Here is a 14167-nt window from a genome sequence, read left to right on the forward strand (position 1 = left end):
CCTGCGCTGTTTTCGCGGCGCAGGAGTGGGAAAATGCAAGTCCGTCGGCTTACTCTACCCGCTGACATGCTGTTTTCCAAAACGCGTTAGCATGAGAAGTCATGAGTGAAACACCAGACCCCATCCGCACCGCCCACCAGTGGCTCCAGGAGGCCGCCGAGCTTCTCGACGTCTCTCCGGCCGACGCCACCGCCCTCGTCACGGAGTTGCTGGATCTGACCAAGGATGTTGCCCACACCCAGTCCCGGCCGGCCGCTCCCCTAACGGCGTACCTGGTGGGGCTCGCGTCCAAGGACACCGCTGAGGCCCGCGCCCACATCGCCACGTTGAAGGAGGCCCTTAACCGATGAGCGGGCGCATCAACGCCACCTTTGCCGTAACCAAGGTGCGCCTCGATGGGAACGGGCAGGTCACCCAGGTAGATACCCGCGGCGATACTGTCGCCGGCGAGGAGCCACTGGAAATCCGCGTGGGCGGGCAGACGCTGACGACAACGATGCGCACGCCGGGACACGACGTCGAGCTGGCCCACGGTTTTCTTCATTCCGAAGGACACATCGAGAAGGTCAGTGATGTCCGGGAGGCCCGCTACTGCGCTGGCGCCTCAGTCGATGGGCGCAACCCCTATAATCTGCTCGATGTGGAGCTGGCTACCCCGCACGCCCTCACGCTTGCCGATCTGCGCCTGACCACCACCACATCCGCCTGCGGAGTGTGCGGCACCTCCTCCATCGAGGCGCTGATGATGCAGAGCCGCTACGAGATTCCGCGGGTGCCGGTGGATCCGGGGGTCGTCGCCAAGCTGCCCGAGGCCCTCAAGCGGGAGCAGAAGCAGTTCCGCAAGACCGGCGGCATTCACGCCGCTGGGGCCTTTACTCTCGACGGCGAGCCCATCGTAGTGCGCGAGGACGTCGGCAGGCACAACGCCGCCGACAAGGTCATTGGCCACCTGCTCATGGAAGGCATGCTCCCCGCCTCCGACCTCATCCTGGTAATGAGCTCGCGGGCGAGCTTCGAGCTGGTCAACAAAGCTGCCATGGCCGGCTTCGGCATGCTCGTTGCGGTCTCCGCCGCTTCCTCCCTAGCCGTGGAAACCGCCCGGGAGACCGGCATGGCGCTGGTTGGCTTCGCGCGCGGCGACCGCTTCAACCTCTACTCGGGCGAACTTAATCGCGGTACACTTCCGGGCCAGAGTTAAGCCAGGCGTACACGCCGCCAATAAGGAAGCCGCCGCCGATGAGATTTCCCACCCACACGATGGACCAATTGGCCAGGACCGCACCGAGAGTAAACCCCTCAGGCAGCGGGCTAGCGCAGAAGAAGGTCAAGGTCATCAGGCAGAAGTTGGCGATAACGTGCTCCAGGCCCAGGCCCACAAAGCAGGCGATGATCGGCACGATGACGAAGAACTTGGACACCACATCCTTGGCAAAGACCGCGCCGACGATAGCCATGTTGACCACGAAGTTGGCCAGCATGGCCTCCACCAGCAGTCCGCCGGGGCCCTTGATGAGCTTGCCCATCGCGAGGTTGGCAATGAGATGGTTCGGATCGATTCCGCCCAGCTTGGCGGACATTCCCATGGCCGCAGCGAACAAGGCGGCACCAACCAGGTTGAACAGCGTCGTCACCACGAGCAGCCACAGGCCCTTGCCCCAACCCACCTGCTTAGTCACGGCACCATAGACCATGTACATCATGTTGCCGGTAGCCAGCTCCGCGCCAAGAAGGACGATGGCAAAAAGGCCCAAGCCGAACAGGCAGGCAAAGACCAGCGAGCCCAGGCCTTCCACATGCTTCTCGACGCCCATCCCCATCACCGCAGCAAACGCCGTACCGATGGCGAGGTACACACCCGCCAGGGTGGAGCGCACAGCGAACCGGCCAAAGGACTCGTCGAGCAACGCAACCTTTTTCTTTACCGCGGCTGCCGAAGCATCATTCAGGGACATCATTCACCTCAGGGGAATCGTTAGTTCGCAGACGCCAGTAGTTTACTCCCCGCTTGTTCGAACCTCATAGGAAGCGATGACTCTGCCTTGCCCCTAGAACGCAATATCTCCGTCCTGACCCAAAAGGCATGCAAGCGCAAAAATCCCCGGCCTCCTTACGGAGTACCGGGGATGCTCTTCACCTATGTATTAGGCGGAAGAATTCGCTACGTTACTTGAACGGGAAGCCGAGCTCGCGCAGGAGCTTGCGGCCCTCCTCGTCGTTGGTAGCGGAGGTCACGACGGTGATGTCCATACCACGCGGGCGGTCCACCTTGTCGATGTCGATCTCGTAGAACATGGTCTGCTCGGTGAGGCCGAAGGTGTAGTTGCCGTGGCCGTCGAACTGCTGGTCGGAGAGACCGCGGAAGTCGCGAATACGCGGCAGCGCGATGGTCAGCAGGCGGTCCAGGAACTCCCACATACGGTCGCCGCGCAGGGTAACGCGTGCACCGATGGGCATGCCCTCACGGAGCTTGAAGTTAGCGATGGACTTCTTAGCGCGGCGCACCTGCGGCTTCTGGCCGGTGATAGCGGTAAGGTCCTCGAGAGCACCGTTGATCATCTTGGAGTCGCGGGCAGCGTCGCCCACACCCATGTTGACAACGACCTTGGTGACGCCCGGAATCTGCATCACATTGTCGTACTTGAACTCTTCGTTCAGAGCCTTCTTGATTTCCTCGCGGTAGCGGGTCTTCAGACGCGGAGTGTAGTTCTCGCTCATGTTAGATGTCCTTCCCGTTGCTACGTGCGATGCGGACCTTCTTGCCGTTTTCGTCGAAACGGTAGCCCACGCGGGTCGGGTTGCCCTCGGAGTCAACGATCGCAACGTTGGACACGTGGATCGGAGCTTCCTGGGTAACGATTCCGCCGGACTCGGCGCCACGCTCGGTAGCGGAGTTAGCAACGTGCTTCTTAACGCGGTTGACGCCCTCAACGAGGACCTTGTCGCGCTTCGGGTATGCCTCGATGACCTTGCCCTTCGCGCCCTTGTCCGGGCCCGAAATAACAATCACCATATCGCCCTTATGAATCTTCATAAGACTAGATCACCTCCGGTGCGAGAGAAACGATCTTCATGAAGCGCTTGTCACGAAGTTCGCGAGCAACCGGGCCGAAGATGCGGGTACCGCGCGGCTCGTTGTCACCCTTGAGAATAACTGCGGCGTTTTCATCGAATGCGATGTAGGAGCCGTCCGGACGACGGGTCTCCTTCTTGGCACGGACGATGACGGCCTTGACGACATCGCCTTCCTTTACGTTGCCACCTGGGATGGCTTCCTTGACAGTGGCGACGACGATGTCACCAATGCCAGCGAAACGTCGAACGGAGCCGCCGAGAACGCGGATGACGAGGATCTCTCGTGCACCGGAGTTGTCGGCGACGCGCAGACGCGATTCTTGCTGAATCACTATGGGTCTCCTGACCTGGATTAACGTGCGTCAAGATTTCCGTCCTTGACACACCTGGTCTACTTGCTCACGTGGCACAGGCTGTGCGACGAACTCGCTGTTCACAGCGGTCGAAGGGTCTCGGTGCGGCGATTCGGAAACGCATCGCGCTGCACCGACCGGCCATATGCAACCCATACATTCAAGCATGCTCGCCGCTGTTTCCCCAAATCGCGCGCTGCACCACTTCCCCACCTGTTCTCACCCCACAGTGCAGGTTCACGCACTCCTAGGCCTTCGAGGTTGATGCAGCAGTTGCAGCATCAGCCGGTTCCGGCTTCGGGTCCACCGTCAAAAGCGCATCGCCGACGGAGATGCCCTCTCCGGGGTGGTAGGCCGGGAGGACCGGACCCGTCTTCTTCGAGTTGGAGACGACGACCGGCGTGGTCACCGGGTAATCGGCTGCCTTGATCGCATCAATGTCGAACTCGCACAGCAGGTCACCAGCCTTCACCTCATCGCCCTTGGAGACGTGCGAGGTGAAGTGTTCGCCCTTCAGGTTCACGGTATCGAAGCCGATGTGCATGAGAATGTCCACGTTGTTGCCGTCGGCATCCTTGCCGCGCACGGCATACGCGTGCTTGGAGGGGAAGGTGACGGTGACCTTACCGTCGATCGGGGAGACAAGGCGCCCCTCGGAGGGCTCGACGGCCGCACCCGCGCCTAGCTTGCCCGCCGCGAACATCGGATCCGAGACCGACTCCAAAGCGATAGCAGTACCAGCCAGCGGGGAGGCCACGCGATAGGCGTTCGGGTCAGCGGTGGCAGCAGGTACCGCGCCGCCGGCACCGGTAGCAGCACCGGTCTCATCAGGATCGATGGAACCGTTCTTGGCAATCAGGTAGCGGCCATAGGCAAAGGCCACACCGAAGGACAGGATCAAAGAGGTAAAGGCGCAGATGAAGAACTGCGTGTAGTCCTCGGGGCGCATGGACACGAAGCCGATGAAGCCGGCGGCGCCGAGGGCGGTGGCTTTGACGTCGAAAAGCGCAATGAGCGTCGCAGCAATCGCGGAGGCGCCCATGCCGATGTAGAACGGCCAGCGCAGTCGCAGATTCACACCGAAGATGGCGGGCTCGGTAATGCCGAAGAGCGCGGACACACCCGAGGCACCGGACAAGCCCTTGAGCTTCTCAGAGCGGGCCAAGAAGTAGACCGCCAGGGCCACGCCACCCTGGGCAATGTTGGCCACGGAAGCCACCGCGAAGATGAAGGAACCGCCCTCGTTCCACAGCATCGTCTCAATCGGCGGGAAGGACTGGTGCAAGCCCGTGATGACGATCGGCGAGTAGAAGAGACCAAAGATGAAGCCGCCCACCGGGCCGGCGAACGTGTAGAGGTCATTCAGACCAGCACCGAGCATGTCGCCAGCGGTGCGCAGCACCGGACCCACCGCAATGAAGGTGATAAAGCCCGTCACCAGCAACGTCAGCAGCGGGGTAAGCAGGAAGTCCACCGTGCCCTTGAGGTGCTTGTGCAGGAATTTTTCAATCGTGGCAAGAATCCAGGCGATGACGAGGATGGGCAGGATGGAGCCTTGGTAGCCGGCTTGGGCCACGTCGAGGCCGAAGATGTTCCAGTAGGTCATCTCCCCCGCTTCGATGGTCGCGGCTACCTGGTAACCGTTGACCAGGTCCGGCATCACCATCGCCATAGCCATGCCGGCGCCGAGGAACTCGTTGCCGCCGAAGCGCTTGGTGGCGGTAAAGCCCACCAAAATAGGCAAGAACGCAAACGGCGCGGAAGCCAGGAGGTTGATAAGCCCGGCGACATCGGCCATAGCCGGGAACATCTCAATGACTGACTGCTCGCCAAAAAGGCCGTTGACGGTGAGCACGTTATTGAGCGCCATGAGCAGACCGCCACCGACCAGAATCGGGATGAGCGGCACGAAGATATCCGCGAGGACCTTCACCGCGCGGGAGAACCAGTTGCCGGAATCGGCGGCAATGTCCTTGAGCTTGTCCGTGGAGACCGCGATGTCCTGGGTGGTTATCTTGTTGAGCTGGTCGAAGACGATGTTGACATCGCCCGGGCCAACGATGACCTGGAACATGCCGCCGGCCTCAAAGATGCCCTTGAGGTCCGGATCGTTTTCCAGCGCAGCCTTGTCGACCTTCTTGCTGTCTTTGAGTACCATGCGCAGGCGGGTGGCGCAGTGCGCGAGCGCCACGATGTTGTCTTCGCCGCCGATGGCTTTCAGGATTCGCTCCGCGACTTGTGAGTGTTCCATGCCGCCGTGCCTCCTAGAAGAGTGAGATGAGTTAAATAGCGTCACCTCTTATTAGACACGTTACTCAACATAATGCCAAGCATTCGGGCACAAATATAGGAAGATTCACACCCTATCGGGCTTCCCAGCCGAGCCAGCGAGCGCCGCTGGCGCCAAGAACAGTCGACGCCCCCGCAATCCGCCCATCGCCCGCAAAGACCTCCACCGCGCAGCCATCCGCGATGAGTTCCAGGGAACCAGCCGGACACGGCACGACGCGCTCATCACCGCCGCAAGCCAAGCGGAGTTCTCCCCCGCCGTAGGTGACGCGGAAGGCTTCGGCCCCGGAGTCGTCGACAAGCGCGTACGTGCCCTCGCCTGCCTGAAGCGTTGCAACCGAGTCGCTTTCCGGCAGCTCCCAGACCGGAGCCTGGCGCAGCCAGCCATCCTCCAACCACACGCGCCGCGGCAGAGTGAGCGTGTGGACCCACCCTTCTTTCACAGTCGGGGTGTCATCCTGCGCCGGCAGGCCCATCCACCCGAGCATGATGGCTTCGCCGTCCTTCTCCACCAGCTGTGGTGCATAGAACTGGTGGCCAAAGTCCAGCTCACTAAAACCACGCTCCACGTGAAAGACCGTGCCATCGAGCCGGCCCACGAGGTAGCCGCACTGGTCGGAGGAGGCGTAGTGCGTGGAGCCGTCGGCAAGCACCGGCTCAAGACCTTGCGGGCAGATGACCAGGACGTCCTTGTCCTCGCCCGTAGCGCGGTCACGCAGCGTCACAAGGTTGGGGCATTCCCACATGTAGCCGCCCGGCACGAGGTCAGGGCTCAGGCCCGGCTCGGCCTGGCTGGTATCGAACGTGAGCGCGCCTTCAAAGGACCAGTGCGCCAAGTCCGTGGAGCGGTAGAGCACCACGTGCCCCGTTTCATCCTCCGCTTGCGCGCCGAGCACCATGCGCCAGCCCGCATCATCACGGGTGATCTGGGGATCCCGGTAGTGCCCCGTGAACCCCTCCGCGGCCCCATTGATGAGCGGGTTCGCCGGGTCATGTTCGTAGAAACCACCTGCCGGGCCGGAGGGGTCCACCACGCGCACGCGGTTCTGCGAGGGAATCCGTACGCCATCGCGCTTGAGGTTGCCGGTATAGAACAGCCAGACGTCCTCGCCGTCGACCACTGCGCCGCCCGAGTAGCAGCCGTGGGCGTCATGCTCACGGATGGGAAACAGCGCGTCCGGGTAGTGTCGCCACGGTTGCGCGGCGCTCAGCGATGCTACTGCGTGCCCCCACCCCGTTTGTTTCTTAGCGTGTGGGAAGCACGGGTCGTGCTGGTAGTAGACGTGCAGAGTATCGCCATCAACAAAGATTCCGTTCGGGTCATTCAAGCGGCCGGAGGGCGGGGAGAGATGAAAAAGCGGACGGTAGTTCATGCCCTCGATAGTATGGGCTCTATGGACATTATGGTGTGTGGCGAAGGCCTCGTTGATCTTGTTCCGCGTGGCCGCGGGCAGCTGGCTGACCTCCAACCGGCGCTGGGTGGCGGCCCCTTCAACGTGGCGGTGGCTGCCGGGCGATTGGGCGCTGACGTGGGCTTTCAGTCCCGTCTATCGAAGGACGCATTCGGCTGTGCGCTGGTGGAGCGTCTCACCGAGGAGGGCGTGGACACTTCCCTTGTGCAGCGCGGCGAGGAACCCACCACGCTGGCGGTGTGCAACATCGCCGACGACGGCTCAGCAACCTATTCCTTTTACACAGAGGGTACTGCCGACCGCTTCGTGGAGCCCGCGCTTGCCGACGTCCCCTGGGCCTGCTTCGGCACCGTCTCCCTAGCGCTGGAGCCGGGCGCCTCGCGTTATGCCGCGCTTCTCCAGGACTTAGCTGCGCGCGGCACGAAGGTGGCGCTGGACCCGAATATCCGGCCCTTCTTCGCCACTACGGAGCACCGCGAGTTCCTGCTGAGTCTGCTTCCCCACGTCACGCTGCTGAAGCTCAGTGAAGAAGAGGTTGATTTCCTTGGGGCTGGGGCACTGGAGCAGGTACCGGTGGTGGTCACCACCCGCGGGGCGGACGGGCTGAGCGTACGCACGGCGTCGGTGTCGTTGGAGGTCCCGCCGGTGAAAGTCGAGGTGGCGGACACCATTGGCGCGGGCGACACGGTGATGGCTGCACTCCTGATGCTTCTGGCTGAACGGGAGGGGAATGCAGCCGAGCTCAGCGCCGAAGACTGGCGCGAGATCCTGCAGTTTGCGGCGGCTGCCGCTGCGATCACGGTCTCGCGCACCGGCGCCCAGCCGCCCACACGCACCGAAGTAGAGGCACGGCTATGAACTATCCCCTGCGCACAGCCGTCTTAAACGCGGTCCTCCTCGTTCTCGTCGCGATATGTTTCCTCTGCCGGACTCGGCCCCGTCGCGCGCCTGACATCGATCATCCTTGCCGTAGCGCGTATCGACGCCTCACCACCCCCGCCCAACGCCCACGCTCCCGCCCGCCTGGCGCACGCATCGCAGCCTGGCTTGAGTCTGGTTAGATCTTCATCGACGTGACCCCCCACTGGCGTTCGCTCTCGCAGACGTCTCAGCGTTTTGCCTTGCCATTGCGCTCACATACCGCGGCACGCGCTAGAGGAGCTGGTCTCGTAGAAGAGCGCCTTGCAGGATCAAAAATAGCCCCCACGGTTATCGTGGGGGCTATTCACGTAGAAGAGGGCTAGATATTACTTAGCCTTCTCCACGATCTCGACGAGACGGAAGTGCTTGTCCTTGGACAGCGGGCGAGTCTCGGCGATGAGAACGCGGTCGCCGATGCCGGCGGTCTCGTTCTCGTCGTGCGCCTTAACCTTCTTGTTAGTGCGCATGATCTTGCCGTAGAGGGCGTGCTGCTTGCGGTCCTCGAGCTCGACAACGATGGTCTTATTCATCTTGTCGGAGACAACGATGCCGGTGCGGGTCTTGCGAGCGCCCTTTTCCTTCTTAGTGTTCACGTTTGCCTCACTCATGATTAAGCCTCAGCTCCCGGAGCAACGGACAGGCCCAGCTCGCGCTCGCGCAGAACGGTGTAGATGCGGGCAATGTCGCGCTTAACCGTGCCGATGCGGCGGTTGTTGGTCAGCTGGCCGGTGGCCTTCTGGAAACGAAGGTTGAAGAGCTCTTCCTTCGCGTCCTTCAGGCGGTTCTCCAGCTCAGCATTGTCGAGCTCGCGGAACTCGTGGGCGGGGGTACCGTTAGCCATTAGAACTGGTCCTCCTTCTTGATGATGCGGACCTTGCACGGAAGCTTCTGACCAGCGCGGCGCAGGGCCTCGATGGCGGTAGCCTCGTTCGGGTAGGTCATCTCGAAGAGGATGCGGCCCGGCTTAACGTTGGCAACCCACTTCTCGACGGGACCCTTACCGGAACCCATACGCACGCCGAGCGGCTTCTGGGTCAGCGGACGGTCCGGGAAGATGTTGATCCACACCTTGCCACCACGCTTGACGTGGCGGTTGATGGCAATACGTGCGGCCTCAATCTGGCGGTTGGTGATGTACGCCGGCTCGAGAGCCTGGATGGCGTAGTCACCGAAGTTGATGCGGTTACCGCCCTTGGACACACCCGAGCGGGTCGGGCGGTGCTGACGACGGTACTTGACGCGCTTAGGAATCAGCATGGATTAGCCCTCCTGCTTCTGCTGTGCGCGCTGGCGACGCTGGCCACCACGACGCGGACGACCGTTGCGGTCACCGCGGCCACGGCCCTGCGCCGGAGCGTTCAGTTCGGACTCGCGGACGCCACCGACAACGTCACCCTTGTAGATCCACACCTTGATGCCAATGCGGCCGAAGGTGGTGTGGGCCTCTGCGGTGCCGTAGTCGATCTCGGCGCGAAGGGTGTGCAGCGGAACGCGACCCTCGTGGTAGCGCTCGGTGCGGGACATCTCAGCGCCGCCCAGACGACCAGCCAGGAGGATCTTAATACCCTTAACCTGCGGCTGGCGCATAGCGGACTGGATGGCCTTGCGCATTGCGCGGCGGAAGGCCACGCGGTTAACCAGCTGCTCAGCGATGGACTGTGCAACCAGGTTTGCGTTGGCGTCGACCTGCTTGACCTCGAGGATGTTGAGGGCGACCATCTTGCCGGTGAGCTTCTCCAGCTCGCGGCGGATGCGGTCAGCCTCAGCACCGCGGCGGCCAATCACGATGCCCGGGCGGGCGGTGTGAATGTCCACGCGGACGCGGTCGCGGGTGCGCTCGATGACGACGTCGGCGATGCCGGCGCGGTCGAGGCCCTTCTCCAGGTACTCGCGGATCTTGATGTCTTCGGCTACGTAATTTGCGTAGTCCTTATCGGCGTACCAGTGGGTCTTCCAGTCGGAAGTGATGCCCAAACGTAGGCCGTGAGGATGGATCTTCTGGCCCATTACTTGGCCCCTTCCTTCTGGCTCTCGACAACCACGGTGATGTGGCTGGTGCGCTTACGAATCATGAATGCGCGGCCCTGTGCGCGCGGCTGGAAACGACGCATGGTCGGACCCTCGTTGGCGTATGCCTCGGAGATGACCAGGGTGCGCGGATCCAGACCGAAGTTGTTCTCAGCGTTGGCAGCTGCGGATGCAACAACCTTGGCAACCGGCTCAGCGGCGCCCTGCGGAGCGTACTTCAGGATTGCAAGTGCCTCGGCTACGGACTTACCGCGGACCAGGTCGATGACGCGGCGTGCCTTCATCGGGGTAACGCGGACGTAGCGAGCCGTTGCGGATGCGGAGGTGATGGTGTCACTCATCGCTTATCGACGTCCCTTCTTGTCGTCCTTAACGTGACCCTTAAAGGTCTTGGTGGGTGCGAACTCACCGAGCTTGTGACCAACCATGGAGTCCTCGACGAACACCGGGACATGCTTACGACCGTCGTGGACGGCGAAGGTGTGACCGATGAAGTCGGGCAGGATGGTGGAGCGGCGAGACCAGGTCTTGATGACCTGCTTGGTGCCGGCCTCGTTCTGAGCATCAACCTTGTTGAGGAGGTGCTCATCGACGAACGGGCCCTTCTTAAGGCTGCGTGGCATTGTTTACCTCCTCTTAGCGCTTCTTGTTCGGGCGACGACGGCGCACGATCATGTTGTTCGAGTAACGGTTCGGGTTGCGGGTGCGGCCCTCCTTGTGGCCCCACGGCGACACCGGGTGGCGACCACCCGAGGTCTTACCCTCACCACCACCGTGCGGGTGGTCGACCGGGTTCATAACGACACCGCGGACGGTCGGGCGGACGCCCTTCCAACGCATACGGCCGGCCTTGCCCCAACGGATGTTCATCTGGTCAGCGTTGCCAACCTCACCGACGGTGGCGCGGCAACGGATGTCGACGCGACGAATCTCGGAGGACGGCATACGCAGGATGGCGTACTTGCCTTCCTTACCCAGCAGCTGGATGGAGGCACCAGCGGAGCGAGCCAGCTTAGCGCCAGCGCCCGGCTTGAGCTCCACAGCGTGGATGGTGGTACCGGTCGGGATGTTGCGCAGCGGCAGGTTGTTGCCAACCTTGATATCTGCGTTCGGACCAGCCTCAACGATGGTGCCCTGCTTCAGGCCCTTCGGGGCGATGATGTAGCGCTTCTCGCCGTCTGCGTAGTGCAGGAGGGCGATGTTAGCGGTACGGTTCGGGTCGTACTCGATGTGAGCGACCTTTGCAGGGATGCCGTCCTTGTCGGTACGGCGGAAGTCGATGAGACGGTAACGGCGCTTGTGGCCACCGCCGATGTGGCGGGTGGTGATGCGGCCGTAGTTGTTACGACCACCAGTCTTGCTCAGCGGGCGCAGCAGGGACTTCTCCGGGGTCGAGCGAGTGATTTCCTCGAACTCAGACACGGAGGATGCGCGGCGACCCGGAGTTGTCGGCTTGTACTTACGAATAGCCATAATTCTTCCTTTTCCTTTCGGCTCTTCGGTGGGGCTTAAGCGCCTGCGCCGAAGACGTCGATGGAGTCGCTGCCTTCACGGAGCGTCACGTAGGCGCGCTTGGTGGACTTACGCTGACCGAAGCCGGTGCGGGTGCGCTTACGCTTGCCTGCACGGTTCACGGTGTTCACGGAAGCAACCTTCACGCCGAAGATCTGCTCGACGGCATCTTTAATCTGGGTCTTGTTGGAGTCCGTGGAGACGTAGAACGTGTAGACGTTCTGCTCCATCAGGCCGTAGGACTTCTCGGACACAACCGGTGCGATGATGACGTCGCGCGGGTTAGCGAGCTTAGCCATTACTTCTCCTCCTTAGCTTCCTCGGCGGCGCCGGTAGCGCGCTCGACGAAGGTGTGCAGAGCCTCAACGGAGAACACAACGTCGTCCGAGTAGAGGACGTCGTAGGTGTTCAGCTGGCCGGCATCCAGGATCTGGACGTTCGGCAGGTTGTTGGCGCTGCGGCGAGCATTGATGTCCTCGCGGCCGATGACCAGAAGAACATTCTTGCGGTCGGTGAGGCGCTCGATGAAAGCCTTGGCCTGCTTGGTGGACGGGGTCTGGCCCGGGACGAGCTCCTCGATGACGTGGATGCGCTCGTTGCGTGCACGGTCAGACAGTGCGCCGTAGAGAGCAGCCTTGATCATGCGCTTCGGGGTGCGCTGGGAGTAGTCGCGCGGAACCGGGCCATGCACGGTGCCACCGCCGGTGTAGTGCGGCGCACGGATGGAGCCCTGGCGGGCGCGGCCGGTGCCCTTCTGGCGGAACGGCTTGCGACCACCACCGCGGACCTCGCCGCGAGTCTTGGTCTTGTGGGTACCCTGACGAGCGGCAGCGAGCTGTGCGTTGACAACCTGGTGCATCAGAGCAATGGATGCCTCGGTGTCAAAGAGCTCGGCCGGCAACTCAACGGTGCCGTTGGTCTTACCGTCAGCGGTCTGGACGTCTAGCTTGAGGTTGCTCATGCGTGTGCACCGCCCTTCACTGCGGTCTTAACGGTGACGAGGCCACCGCGCGCACCCGGGATAGCACCCTTGATGAGCAGCAGGTTGGACTCGGCATCAATCTTCTGAATCTTCAGGTTCTGGGTGGTCACGCGGTCCTGGCCCATGCGGCCAGCCATGCGCTTACCCTTGAAGACGCGGCCCGGGAACGAAGCGCCACCAATGCCACCAACGCGGCGGTGGGCAGCCTGGTTACCGTGGGCAGCGCCCTGGCCTGCGAAGCCGTGGCGCTTCATGGCGCCAGCGTAGCCGTGACCCTTGGTGGTACCGGTGACGTCAACGAAGGTAACGCCCTCGAAGATGTCCACCTTGACCTCCTGGCCGACCTCGTATGCGGAGGTATCGTCCATGCGGATCTCAGCGACGTAACGGCGCGGGGTCACGCCAGCCTTCTTGAAGTGACCGGTTGCAGGCTTATTGACCTTGCGCGGGTCCTTCTCACCGAAGGCAATCTGGATGGCGTTGTAGCCATCGGTTTCTACAGTACGGATCTGGGTAACCACGCACGGGCCAGCCTCGACGACGGTCACCGGCACAACGCGGTTCTCCTCGTCGAAGACCTGGGTCATGCCGAGCTTGGTGCCCAGAATTCCCTTGATCTCGTTTTCACTCATTGTTTGTTCTCCACCAAATACGTTGTGTCGATCGCTTACTGGATATTCACGTCGACGCTTGCCGGAAGGTCGATGCGCATAAGGGCGTCAACGGTCTTCGGGGTCGGGTCGAGAATGTCGATGAGGCGCTTGTGAGTGCGCATCTCGAAGTGCTCGCGAGAGTCCTTGTACTTGTGCGGAGAACGAATAACGGCGTATACGTTCTTCTCGGTTGGGAGCGGCACCGGGCCGACAACACGAGCACCCGTACGGGTAACGGTCTCGACGATCTTCTTAGCAGAAGCGTCGATGGCCTCGTGGTCGTAGGCCTTCAGCCGAATGCGGATTTTTTGTCCCGCCACGCTTATCCTCTTCCTCGCTTCCCCACTTTCACATTCCCGGCCTATCCGGGGCGTGAAGCGGTGGGAAATTGCTTCTCGATTTCTCTATAACGTTGTCCGGGCTGGAAGCCATGGCTCAACGCCAGTTGTCTGACTGTCATGACGACCACGAGAGTGACTTAAGGCAAAAGCCCAGAGTGCAGTGCTCGTGACGGGGTACAAGACCCGTAGTCAAAGTAAATAGGAAGAAGACTGGGGCGTTAGATCTTAAAGATCCGCAACCAAAGCCTTATTCATATACTGCCGCTGTTTATTTGCCATGCCCCTTCTCCGGTCCATCTTCTCGGGATTGTCTCTGCTCAAGCGCGGACCTAGCCCGATCGGATGACCTTCGCGTGTTGTTCCAGAAGAACTCCACAACAAAGGTGTCATGTTCGCCTTACCAGCAACAACGCCCTACAGGCATCAGCCTGCGGCTACGTCGCTGTGTTAAAGCAACCCCTGTATTTAAGCGTAACCTCGCGTTTTCCAAACTCCTGCGGAAACAGTGGGTAACATCACGTTTTGGCCAAGGATTGACTCTCCGCCGCCCCGTGTTCCGCGTTCGCGGTTAAGCTCGTGGCGTAGATACAGACCTAAATCAACT

General features: G+C 61.7%; 20 protein-coding genes. 3 read left to right on the forward strand and 17 right to left on the reverse strand.

All coding sequences use genetic code 11. The annotated features are described in order from the left end of the window. The first annotated feature begins 101 nt into the window (after positions 1-101). Entirely contained in the window at positions 102-350 is a 249-nt protein-coding gene (locus tag HWX44_RS07290) for a DUF6457 domain-containing protein (protein ID WP_175973982.1), read from the forward strand. Continuing rightward, a complete protein-coding gene (gene fdhD, locus HWX44_RS07295; protein WP_175973984.1) occupies positions 347-1198 on the forward strand; it encodes a formate dehydrogenase accessory sulfurtransferase FdhD in 852 nt (283 codons plus the stop codon). The genes HWX44_RS07290 and fdhD overlap by 4 nt, the downstream gene beginning before the upstream one ends. Here fdhD and HWX44_RS07300 read toward each other — a convergent pair. The 6 genes from HWX44_RS07300 to HWX44_RS07325 all read right to left on the reverse strand — a co-directional run bounded on the left by HWX44_RS07300 (position 1167) and on the right by HWX44_RS07325 (position 7087). Next, positions 1167-1952: a formate/nitrite transporter family protein gene (locus HWX44_RS07300; RefSeq protein WP_175974081.1), complete on the reverse strand. Its 786-nt coding sequence runs from the start codon at positions 1950-1952 to the stop codon at positions 1167-1169. The two genes, fdhD and HWX44_RS07300, sit on opposite strands and share 32 nt — an antisense overlap. A 211-nt stretch (positions 1953-2163) precedes the next feature. Then, positions 2164-2715, reverse strand: a complete 552-nt coding sequence (gene rplE, locus HWX44_RS07305; RefSeq protein ID WP_046648471.1) for a 50S ribosomal protein L5 — start codon at positions 2713-2715, stop codon at positions 2164-2166. A gap of 1 nt (position 2716) precedes the next feature. Beyond that, the gene (rplX, locus tag HWX44_RS07310; protein ID WP_005527724.1) at positions 2717-3031 is read right to left on the reverse strand and encodes a 50S ribosomal protein L24; all 315 of its coding nucleotides are present in this window, start codon (positions 3029-3031) and stop codon (positions 2717-2719) included. A 4-nt stretch (positions 3032-3035) separates the two neighbouring features. Beyond that, positions 3036-3404: a 50S ribosomal protein L14 gene (gene rplN, locus HWX44_RS07315; RefSeq protein ID WP_046648472.1), complete on the reverse strand. Its 369-nt coding sequence runs from the start codon at positions 3402-3404 to the stop codon at positions 3036-3038. A gap of 268 nt (positions 3405-3672) precedes the next feature. Continuing rightward, the gene (locus HWX44_RS07320; protein ID WP_175973986.1) at positions 3673-5676 is read right to left on the reverse strand and encodes a sucrose-specific PTS transporter subunit IIBC; all 2004 of its coding nucleotides are present in this window, start codon (positions 5674-5676) and stop codon (positions 3673-3675) included. 112 nt (positions 5677-5788) lie between these two features. Further along, positions 5789-7087 carry a glycoside hydrolase family 32 protein gene (locus HWX44_RS07325; protein ID WP_175973988.1) on the reverse strand — a complete coding sequence of 433 codons (1299 nt, stop codon included), beginning with the start codon at positions 7085-7087 and terminating at the stop codon, positions 5789-5791. Between the two features lie 21 nt (positions 7088-7108). On the opposite strand from HWX44_RS07325, the gene HWX44_RS07330 reads away from it, so the two are divergent. Beyond that, the gene (locus tag HWX44_RS07330) at positions 7109-7984 is read left to right on the forward strand and encodes a carbohydrate kinase family protein (RefSeq protein ID WP_175973990.1); all 876 of its coding nucleotides are present in this window, start codon (positions 7109-7111) and stop codon (positions 7982-7984) included. 389 nt (positions 7985-8373) lie between these two features. Here the strand turns inward: HWX44_RS07330 and rpsQ are convergent, their stop codons facing one another. The 11 genes from rpsQ to rpsJ are packed head-to-tail and all read right to left on the reverse strand — an operon-like array spanning position 8374 to position 13542. Next, on the reverse strand, positions 8374-8655 hold the full coding sequence (gene rpsQ / locus HWX44_RS07335) for a 30S ribosomal protein S17 (RefSeq protein ID WP_010189641.1): 282 nt from the start codon (positions 8653-8655) through the stop codon (positions 8374-8376). Positions 8656-8657: 2 nt separating this feature from the next. Further along, positions 8658-8888 carry a 50S ribosomal protein L29 gene (rpmC, locus tag HWX44_RS07340; protein ID WP_046648476.1) on the reverse strand — a complete coding sequence of 77 codons (231 nt, stop codon included), beginning with the start codon at positions 8886-8888 and terminating at the stop codon, positions 8658-8660. Continuing rightward, positions 8888-9304 carry a 50S ribosomal protein L16 gene (rplP, locus tag HWX44_RS07345; RefSeq protein WP_010189643.1) on the reverse strand — a complete coding sequence of 139 codons (417 nt, stop codon included), beginning with the start codon at positions 9302-9304 and terminating at the stop codon, positions 8888-8890. The genes rpmC and rplP overlap by 1 nt, the downstream gene beginning before the upstream one ends. A 3-nt stretch (positions 9305-9307) precedes the next feature. Then, positions 9308-10054: a 30S ribosomal protein S3 gene (gene rpsC / locus HWX44_RS07350; protein ID WP_049157353.1), complete on the reverse strand. Its 747-nt coding sequence runs from the start codon at positions 10052-10054 to the stop codon at positions 9308-9310. Beyond that, positions 10054-10416 (reverse strand): 50S ribosomal protein L22, encoded by a 363-nt coding sequence (rplV, locus tag HWX44_RS07355; RefSeq protein WP_010189645.1) that lies wholly within the window; start codon positions 10414-10416, stop codon positions 10054-10056. Before rplV ends, rpsC begins: the two co-directional genes overlap by 1 nt. A gap of 3 nt (positions 10417-10419) precedes the next feature. Then, a complete protein-coding gene (gene rpsS / locus HWX44_RS07360) occupies positions 10420-10698 on the reverse strand; it encodes a 30S ribosomal protein S19 (protein ID WP_010189646.1) in 279 nt (92 codons plus the stop codon). A gap of 13 nt (positions 10699-10711) precedes the next feature. Then, entirely contained in the window at positions 10712-11548 is an 837-nt protein-coding gene (gene rplB, locus HWX44_RS07365) for a 50S ribosomal protein L2 (RefSeq protein ID WP_010189648.1), read from the reverse strand. 35 nt (positions 11549-11583) lie between these two features. After that, a complete protein-coding gene (rplW, locus tag HWX44_RS07370) occupies positions 11584-11886 on the reverse strand; it encodes a 50S ribosomal protein L23 (protein ID WP_046648478.1) in 303 nt (100 codons plus the stop codon). After that, the gene (gene rplD / locus HWX44_RS07375) at positions 11886-12548 is read right to left on the reverse strand and encodes a 50S ribosomal protein L4 (RefSeq protein ID WP_010189650.1); all 663 of its coding nucleotides are present in this window, start codon (positions 12546-12548) and stop codon (positions 11886-11888) included. Before rplD ends, rplW begins: the two co-directional genes overlap by 1 nt. Then, entirely contained in the window at positions 12545-13201 is a 657-nt protein-coding gene (gene rplC / locus HWX44_RS07380; protein ID WP_046648479.1) for a 50S ribosomal protein L3, read from the reverse strand. Before rplC ends, rplD begins: the two co-directional genes overlap by 4 nt. A 35-nt stretch (positions 13202-13236) precedes the next feature. Beyond that, a complete protein-coding gene (gene rpsJ / locus HWX44_RS07385) occupies positions 13237-13542 on the reverse strand; it encodes a 30S ribosomal protein S10 (protein WP_003848085.1) in 306 nt (101 codons plus the stop codon). Between the last annotated feature and the right edge of the window lie 625 nt (positions 13543-14167).

The sequence above is a fragment of the Corynebacterium sp. Marseille-Q2823 genome (genome assembly GCF_903645345.1).
Classification (GTDB): domain Bacteria; phylum Actinomycetota; class Actinomycetes; order Mycobacteriales; family Mycobacteriaceae; genus Corynebacterium; species Corynebacterium hiratae.